Origin of the sequence: Spirillospora sp. NPDC046719 (genome assembly GCF_040645715.1) — a bacterium.
GTDB lineage: Bacteria > Actinomycetota > Actinomycetes > Streptosporangiales > Streptosporangiaceae > Spirillospora.
Genome location: NZ_JBEYYT010000401.1, coordinates 1 through 8,619 on the forward strand (window position 1 = coordinate 1; position 8,619 = coordinate 8,619).

The 8,619-nt window shown below is 76.4% G+C and carries 5 protein-coding genes; 4 read left to right on the forward strand and 1 reads right to left on the reverse strand.

Going from position 1 to position 8,619, the window contains the following annotated elements; translation table 11 throughout:
• The 4 genes from ABZ914_RS40770 to mhpA form a co-directional block, all read left to right on the forward strand.
• Positions 1–1,737, forward strand: a 1,737-nt coding sequence (locus ABZ914_RS40770) for a type I polyketide synthase (RefSeq protein WP_500199974.1), incomplete at its 5' end; no start/stop codon positions are given.
• A 10-nt stretch (positions 1,738–1,747) separates the two neighbouring features.
• Positions 1,748–4,813: a type I polyketide synthase gene (locus ABZ914_RS40775; protein ID WP_500199976.1), complete on the forward strand. Its 3,066-nt coding sequence runs from the start codon at positions 1,748–1,750 to the stop codon at positions 4,811–4,813.
• Between the two features lie 3 nt (positions 4,814–4,816).
• The gene (locus ABZ914_RS40780) at positions 4,817–5,644 is read left to right on the forward strand and encodes an arylamine N-acetyltransferase family protein (protein WP_500199978.1); all 828 of its coding nucleotides are present in this window, start codon (positions 4,817–4,819) and stop codon (positions 5,642–5,644) included.
• Positions 5,641–7,239, forward strand: a complete 1,599-nt coding sequence (gene mhpA / locus ABZ914_RS40785) for a bifunctional 3-(3-hydroxy-phenyl)propionate/3-hydroxycinnamic acid hydroxylase MhpA (protein WP_500199979.1) — start codon at positions 5,641–5,643, stop codon at positions 7,237–7,239. Before ABZ914_RS40780 ends, mhpA begins: the two co-directional genes overlap by 4 nt.
• On the opposite strand, the gene ABZ914_RS40790 is transcribed toward mhpA, so the two are convergent.
• Positions 7,223–8,365, reverse strand: a complete 1,143-nt coding sequence (locus ABZ914_RS40790; protein ID WP_500199981.1) for a helix-turn-helix transcriptional regulator — start codon at positions 8,363–8,365, stop codon at positions 7,223–7,225. The two genes, mhpA and ABZ914_RS40790, sit on opposite strands and share 17 nt — an antisense overlap.
• Positions 8,366–8,619 lie beyond the last annotated feature (254 nt).

Genomic DNA, 8,619 nt, shown 5'->3' on the forward strand with positions numbered 1-8,619 from the left:
GCCGCGCTCCAGCGCATCGCGTGGACGCGGGTCCAGGCGGCATCGGACGCGGCGCCGCTCGCGGCCGGCGACGTCCTGGACCTCACCGGCGTCCCGGCGGGGCCGCCCGCCGAGGCGGCTCGCGACCTGGTCGTCCGTGCGATGCGGCGCATCGCCGAGGATCCGCCGAAGGTCGTCCTCACCGCCGGAGGGCCGGCGGGCGCCGCCGTGGCGGGTCTGGTCCGCACGGCCCGGTTCGAAGTCCCGGACCCGATCACGCTGGTGGAGGCCGACGACCCGGGCGCCGCGCGGGCGCTGCTGCCCGCGGCGGTCGCCTCGGGGGAGCCGGAACTCGCGGTCCGCGAGGGCGGCCTGTACGCGCCCCGCCTGGCCCGTGCGCGCGCCACCGGGGAGCCGCCCCGGCTCGACCCGGACGGCACCGTGCTGATCACGGGCGGCACGGGAACGCTGGGCGGGCTGGTGGCCCGCCATCTGGTGGCCTCCCACGCCGTCCGCCACCTGGTGCTGGCCGGATGGCGGGGCCCGGCGGCCCCGGGCGCCGGTGAACTGGCGGACGACCTGCGCGCGGCGGGCGCCTCCGTGCGCATCGTCGCCGCCGACGTCTCCGACCGGGACGCGCTGGCGGGCGTCCTCGCGGAGATACCGGCCGAACACCCGCTGACCGCCGTCGTCCACGCGGCGGGCGCGCTGGCCGACGGGGTGCTCGCGTCGCTGAGCCCGAAGCAGGTGGAGGCGGTTTTCCGCCCGAAGGCGGACGCCGCCTGGCACCTGCACGAGCTGACCCGCGACCTGGACCTCGCGGCGTTCGTGCTGTTCTCCTCCGGTGCGGGGATCTTCGGCAACGCCGGGCAGGGCAACTACGCGGCGGCCAACGGGTTCCTGGACGGGCTGGCCCGGCTCCGGCGCGCCGAAGGGCTGCCCGCCCTCTCCCTGGCCTGGGGTCTCTGGGAGCAGGCCAGCGGGCTGACCGGCCGCCTCGGCGAGGAGGGCCGCGACCGGCTGGCCCGTGGCCTGCAACTGGCGCTGCCGACCGACGAGGCGCTCTCGCTCCTGGACCTGGCGCTGCGCGTGGACGGCGAGGCGGTGCTCGTCCCCACTCGCCTCGACCATGCGGCCCTGCGCGGCCGGGCCGGCGAGGGCACGCTCCCGGCGCTGCTGCGCGGCCTGGTGCGGACCGCTCCGCGCCGGACCGCCACCGCGACCACGACCGACGACGCGGCGGAGCCGGCCCGCGAGCCCTTGGCCGAGCGGCTGGCCCGGCTGCCGGAGCCCGACCAGCGGCGCGAACTGGTCGGGATCGTCCGCGCCGCCGCCGAGGACGTGCTCGGCCTGCCCGCCGGCGAGACCCTGCGTGCGGACCAGGCGTTCAAGGACGCCGGATTCGACTCGCTCACGGCCGTGCGGATGCGCAACCGCCTCGCCGAGGCGACCGGCGTGCGGCTCGCGGCCACCGCGGTGTTCGACCACCCCAACCCGGCCGCGCTCGCCGAGCACCTGCGCGCCGAACTCGGCGTCGCACCGCGCGAGGAGGTCCCGCCCGCGCTGGCGGAGCTGGAACGGCTGGAACGCGCGCTCGGCGAGCCGCCCGAGGACGGCGCGCTCCGGGACCGGATCGTCGCGCGGCTCGACGCGCTGACCGCCCGCCTGGCCGGGCCCGCCGAGCCCGGCGCCGACCTGGAGGCGGCGACCGACGACCAGCTCTTCGCGCTCATCGACCATGAACTCGGACAGGGCTGAGGAAAGGCACATGGCGAACGACGAGAAGCTGCGCGAGTACCTGCGCCGGACCCTCGCCGACCTGCAGCGGACCCGCCGGCGGTTGCACGACGCCGAGGCGCGCCGCACCGAGCCGATCGCGATCGTGGGCATGGCCTGCCGCCTGCCGGGCGGGATCGCCTCGCCGGAGGACCTGTGGCGGCTGGTCGCCGGAGGTCGCGACGCGATCGGCCCGTTCCCCCGCGACCGCGGCTGGAACCCGGACGACCTCTACGACCCCGACCCCGACCGCACCGGGCGGACCTACGCGAAGGAGGGCGGCTTCCTCGCCGAGCCCGGCGGGTTCGACGCCGCGCTCTTCGGGATCTCGCCGCGCGAGGCCCTCGCCATCGACCCGCAGCAGCGGCTGCTGCTGGAGGTGTCATGGGAGGCCCTCGAGCGCGCGGGCATCGACCCGACCTCCTTGCGCGGCACGCCCGCCGGGGTCTTCACCGGACTGATGTTCCACGACTACCGGGACAACCTCGGCGCCCTCCCGGAGGGACTCGAAGGCTACTTCGGCATCGGCAACTCCGGCAGCGTCGCCTCCGGCCGCGTGTCCTACACCTTCGGTCTGGAAGGGCCGGCGGTGACGGTCGACACGGCGTGCTCGTCGTCGCTGGTGGCGTTGCATCTGGCGGCGCAGTCGCTGCGGTCGGGGGAGTCCTCGCTCGCCCTGGCCGGGGGAGTGGCCGTGATGGCGACCCCCGAGGTGTTCATCGACTTCTCGCGGCAGCGCGGCCTGGCCCCGGACGGTCGCTGCAAGGCGTACGCGGACACCGCCGACGGGACGGGCCTCTCCGAGGGCGTCGGCGTGCTCGTCCTGGAGCGGTTGTCGGATGCGCGCCGCAATGGTCATGAGGTGCTGGCGGTGGTGCGCGGTTCGGCGGTGAACCAGGACGGTGCGTCCAACGGCCTCACCGCGCCGAACGGGCCTTCGCAGGAGCGGGTGATCGGGCAGGCGCTGGCCAACGCGGGTCTGAGCGCCGCCGATGTCGATGCCGTCGAAGGTCATGGGACCGGGACGCGGCTGGGCGATCCGATCGAGGCGCGGGCGCTGCTGGCGACCTACGGCCGAGACCGTCCCGCCGACCGGCCGTTGTGGCTGGGGTCGTTGAAGTCGAACATCGGGCACACCCAGGCGGCGGCGGGCGTGGCGGGCGTCATCAAGATGGTCCAAGCGCTGCGCCACGGCCTACTGCCCGAGTCGCTGCACGTGGACGCGCCGAGCACGCAGGTCGACTGGGAGACCGGTGCCGTCCGCGTGCTGACCGAGGCGCGCGCGTGGCCCGAAGTGGACCGGCCGCGCCGGGCCGGGGTGTCGTCGTTCGGGGTCAGCGGCACCAACGCCCACGTGATCCTCGAACAGGCCGCCGAAGAGCCCCGGCCGGAAGCGGGGGACGGCACGGCACCCGGCGCGGTCCCGTGGCTCCTCTCGTCCCGGACGGCGGAGGGCCTGCGCGCGCAGGCGGAGCGGCTCGCATCGTTCCTGCGCGAGCACGGCGACCTCGCCCCGGCGGAGATCGGGCACGCCTTGGCCACCGGGCGGGCGACGCTGGAGCACCGGGCGGTCGTGGTGGCGGCCGACCGCGCCGAGGCGATCGCGGCCCTGGCCGAAGTCGAATCCGCCGGCCCGGCGGAGGTCGACGGCAAGACCGTCTTCGTCTTCCCCGGGCAAGGCGCGCAGTGGACGGCGATGGGCGTGGCGCTGGCCGGCCAGTCCGAGGTGTTCGCCGCCGCTCTGGCGGAGGTCGAGGCGGCGTTGAAGCCGTACGTGGACTGGTCGCTCGCCGAGGAGCTGCGCGGCCCGCTGGAGCGGGTGGACGTGGTGCAGCCCGCCTCTTTCGCGGTGAACGTGGCCCTCGCCCGCCTGTGGGAGTCGTTCGGTGTGGTGCCCGACGCCGTGGTGGGGCACTCGCAGGGCGAGATCGCCGCCGCCCACGTCGCCGGGGCGTTGCCGCTGGAGGACGCGGCGCGGGTGGTGGCGCTGCGCAGCAAGGCCATCGCCCGCGGCCTGGCCGGACGCGGCGGCATGGCGTCGGTCGCGCTGCCCGAGGACCGGGTCGCCGCGCGGCTCGCGCCCGGCCTGGAGATCGCAGCCGTCAACGGGCCCGCGTCGGTCGTCGTCGCCGGTGACGCCGGCGCCCTGGCCGAGCTGATCGAGTCCTGCGAGGAGGAGGGCGTGCGGGTCCGCCGGGTGCCCGTGGACTACGCCTCGCACACCTCGCACGTCGAGGCGATCCGCGACGAGCTTCACGATCTCCTGGACGGCCTCGCCCCGAAGCCGTCCCAGGTCCCCTTCTTCTCCACCGTCGAAGGGGGATGGCTGGACACCACGCGGCTGGACGCCGCCTACTGGTACCGCAACCTGCGCGGCACCGTGCGGTTCGACGCCGCCGCCCGCGCCCTCCTGGACGACGGTTTCCGGTCGTTCGTGGAGGTCAGCGCGCACCCGGTGCTGGCGGCCGAGATCAAGGACGCCGCGGGGCGGGCCGCGGCCGCGGTCACCGGCACGCTGCGCCGGGGCGAGGGTGGGCTCCGGACGTTCCTGCTCTCGGCGGCGGGACTGCGCGTCCGCGGCGGCGGCGTCGACTGGTCGGCGTCCCTGGCCGGGCGGCCCCGCGTCGACCTCCCCACCTATGCCTTCCAGCACCGCCACTACTGGCTGGAATCCGCGCCCACCGCCCCCGCCCGCCCGGCCCTGTCACCTCCGGAGGAAGCGGAGGAGGCGCCGTCCCCGCTCGACGGGTTCGAGGAGCTCGACGAGGACGGGCGCCGGAACGCGCTGCTGGACCTGGTCCGTACGGAGGCGTCGGCGGTGCTCGGACGGCCGCCCGCCGAGACGCTCGCGCCCGGAGACGTGTTCTTCGAGGTCGGGTACGTGTCGCTGACCGCGGTGGAGCTGCGCAACCGGCTCTCGGCCGCGACCGGACTGGAGCTCCCCCCGATGCTGATCTTCGATCGGGCCACCCCGGCCGAGCTGGCCGACCACCTGCTGGCCGAACTGACCGCCACCGGCCCCGCCGAGACCGCACCCGCCGAGACCGCGGAGGACTGACCCATGGGCTTCGACGCCGGCACCTACCTGGAGGCGCTCGGCCATCGCGGGCCGGCCGCGCCCACGCTGGAGACGCTGCGCTTCCTGCACCACCGCCACCTGCGGACCTTCCCGTACGACAGCGCGCTCAACGCGGGCCGGGGCACCGCGCTGTGGGCGGGGGTCGACATCGACCTGGACACCGCGTTCGACGAGATCGTCGTCGGCCGGCGCGGCGGCGTCTGCTACGAGCTCAACGGCCTGTTCCGCGCCCTGCTGGAGGAACTGGGCTTCGACGTCGGCGTGTTCGGCGCCGGCATCCGGCAGATGGACGGATCGTTCGGCCCCGACCTGGAGCACGTCTTCAACCACGCCCGCCTGGACGGCGAGCTGTACCTCGTGGACGTGGGCTTCGTCGGCCCGTCCTATCTGGAGCCGCTGCGCGTCACCGCCCAGGTGCAGCGGCAGCACGGCAGCCGGTTCCGCGTCGTTCCGGCGGACGGCTACCACGTGGTCGAGCGCAGCGGCCGGTCCGGGATCTGGCAGGCGGTGTACCGGTTCCGCGACAAGCCCCGCGACCTCGCCGAATGGCAGGACCCCTCGGCCGAGCTGGAGGCGTTCGCCCGGGCGCTGGCCGGGGCCGGGATCCTGGTGCGGGGGCGGTCCTCCGCCACGGGCCAGCGCGTCCTCATCGGCAAGCGACTGCTCACCGTGGACGACGGCCACGAGACCGTCCGGGTGCTCACCGACCCGGCCGAGCACGAGCGCGTCGTCGCCGAGATCCTCGGCTCGCCCGCCGCCGCGACGGCCGCGAACGCGAGCGGCGCGACCGCCGCGGGGAGCGGGCGGTGAGCCGGGCGGGCACCGACGTCATCGTCGTCGGGTACGGGCCCGTCGGGCAGGTGACCGCCACCTTGCTCGCGGCGCGCGGGCACCGCGTCACCGTCGTGGAGCGGCGGCCGGAGCCCTACCCGATGCCGCGGGCGGTGTCTTTCGACGGCGAGTCCGCCCGCATCCTCGCCGCCGCGGGCATCGGCGAGGCCCTGCGCACCGTCGCCGAACCGTCCCGCGACTACGTCTGGACGAACGGGGCGGGCGCGACGCTGTTCGAGGTGGACGTGGCCGAGCGGGGCTGGTCCGGATGGCCGGACTCGCTCTCGATGTACCAGCCCGGGATCGAGGCCGCCCTGGCCGCGCGCGGTGCGGCGCAGCCCACGCTGCGCGTGCTGCGCGGTCACCGCGTGACCGGCCTGCGCGACGAGGGGGACCGGGTGGCGGTCACCGTCGACGGCCCCGAGGGCGGCGTGCTGACCGCCCGGTACGTCGTCGGCTGCGACGGGGCGAACAGCGCCGTGCGCGACGCCCTCGACGCCACCGCCACCGACCTGCGGTTCTTCGACGACTGGCTGACCTGCGACGTGCGGCTGCACGAGCCGCGCCGCTTCGTCCCGAACAACCTGCAGGTCTGCGACCCGGCGCGGCCGCGCACCGCCGTGTCGGCCGGGCCCGGCCACCGCCGCTGGGAGTTCATGCGGCTGCCCGGCGAACCGCCGGACGAGTTCGGCCGCACCGAGAACGTGTGGCGCCTCCTTTCGCTGTTCGGCATCGACGAGAGCACCGCGACGCTGGAGCGCCACGCCGTCTACACCTTCCAGGCGCGGTACGTCGACCGGTGGCGGGCCGGCCGGATCCTCATCGCGGGCGACGCGGCCCACCTGATGCCGCCCTTCGCCGGTCAGGGCATGTGCTCGGGGTTCCGGGACGCGGCCAACCTCGCCTGGAAGCTGGACCTCGTCCTCGCCGGGCGGGCCGGCGAGGCGCTGCTCGACACCTACACCGACGAGCGCCGCGAGCACGTCCGGCACGCCGTCACCATGTCCGTCGACCTCGGCCGGGTGATCTGCCAGACCGACCCGGCCGCCGCCCGCGACCGCGACGAGGTCATGATCGGCGTCCGGGAGCGGGGCCTCGCCGCGCCCCCGCCGTCGGCCGTCCACCCGCTGACCCGGGGGCTGATCGCCCGGGACGCCGGCGGCGGCCCGCGCGGCGCGGCGGGCGGGCTCACCCCGCAGGGCCGCGTCCGGATCGGCGGCCGCGAAGGACTCCTCGACGAGGTCGCCGGCGCCCCCGGCTTCGTGCTGCTCACCACCGAACCGCCCGGCGAGCTGCTCGACCCCGCCCTCGCCGCGGCCCTGGCCCGGCTCGGCGCGCGGTTCGTGACGCTGGACGCGGCGGCCGACCTCGACGGCGTGCACCTGCCGTACCTGGCGCGCGCCGGGGCGGTCGCGGCGCTCGTCCGCCCCGACTTCTACCTGTTCGGGACGGCCGCCGACCGGAACGGCGCGAACGCCCTCGTCGAGGAACTGCTCGCCGGGCTCGGCGCGGGCACGGAACCCGGCGCTGGCACGGACCTCGACGCGGGCGGCGCGGTCAGCCGGTCTTCCTGAGCCCCGCCCACAGGTCGGCGGGCAGCTCCTTGCGGCGCCGGATGCCGAGCTTGCGGTAGATGCGGGTGAGGTGCTGCTCGACGGTGCTGGGGGTGATGTAGAGCTTCGCGGCGATCTCCCGGTTGGTGTTGCCGACCACCGCCAGGGACGCGACCCGGCGCTCGGAGTCGGTGAGCGACGCGATGCCCTCCAGGCCGTCCGCCATCGCCTCCGCGCCGCCCAGGTCGGCCTGCACCGACAGCAGCTCCCGGGCGAGCGGCCGCATCCCGCACATGTTCGCGACGTGCAGGGCCTGGCGGAGCAGCAGGCGGGCGCGCCGCCGGTTGCCCACCGCGTGGACGCGGCTCAGGTCGGCGAGGACGCGGGCCTGCTCGAACCGGTCGCCCGACGCCTCGGCGAGGTCGACCGCCTCGGTCAGCAGCGGCAGCCGCCGCCCGGCCGGGCTCGCGGCGGCGAGGACCCGCAGCGCGGGGCCGCGCCCGTCGGTCCGCGCGAGCTGCTCGCGGACGAGCCGGCGGGCCTGGTCGCGGTTGCCGAGGCGCAGCCACGCCTCGGCCGCGTCGGTGCGCCACGGCACCGGCCCGGCGGTGTCCAGGCCCCAGCCGCGGATCAGCTCGCCGCAGCTGAGGAAGTCGGCCAGGGCCGCGTGGGCGTGGCCGGACGCGAGGTGGTGATGGCCCCTGGCGTACAGGTAGTAGAGGCCGTGGCGGCTCTTGAACATCGCCTCGGGGACCGACAGCGCCAGGCACCTGGCGGCCTCGTCGTGCTCGCCGGCGCGCGTCGCGGCCAGGATGCAGGTGCCCAGTGGGTACCCGATCGCGACGCCCCATGACTTGGGGCTGAGGCGCGCCAGCGCTTCCCGCGCCTCCCTCAGCGCGCTCGGCAGGTCGCCCGTCCGCAGCGCGACCTCCGCGCGCGCCGCCGCGAAGAACGCCGCCTGGGTGCCGCCGCCCCCTGCCTCGCCGTCCCGCCCCTCACCGGACGGAGCCTCGCACCACGCCGCCGCGGCGTCGAGCCGGTCCGCGCGCAGCAGCACCTGCACGGCCAGCAGGGCCGCCTCGACCGTCCACGGGTTGCGCGGGTGCAGCGGCAGGTCGCGCAGCACCTGCTCGGCGCGGCCCGCCACCGCGTGGCTCCGGCGCCGGGTGAGTCCGTCGGCCAGGATCGCCGCCGCGTGCAGCTGCGGGTCGCCGCCGAGGGCCGGGACGGCGATGGCCTACTCGGCGGCCAGCACCGGCGTGCGCCGGTCGCGGGCGAGCGGCGGGTGCGCGTAGGCCAGCCACACCTCGGCGTCCCGGAGGCCGCCGCCCTCGGCGCGGGCGTCCGCGCGCAGCCGGTCCAGCACCCCGTCCGCCACCTCGCCCCCCCCGAACCCGAGCA

Bases quoted from the DNA above. Each gene is read 5' to 3' on its own strand.
- ABZ914_RS40775 (WP_500199976.1), top strand. From the start codon at position 1,748: ATGGCGAACGACGAGAAGCTGCGCGAGTACCTGCGCCGGACCCTCGCC.
- ABZ914_RS40780 (WP_500199978.1), top strand. From the start codon at position 4,817: ATGGGCTTCGACGCCGGCACCTACCTGGAGGCGCTCGGCCATCGCGGG.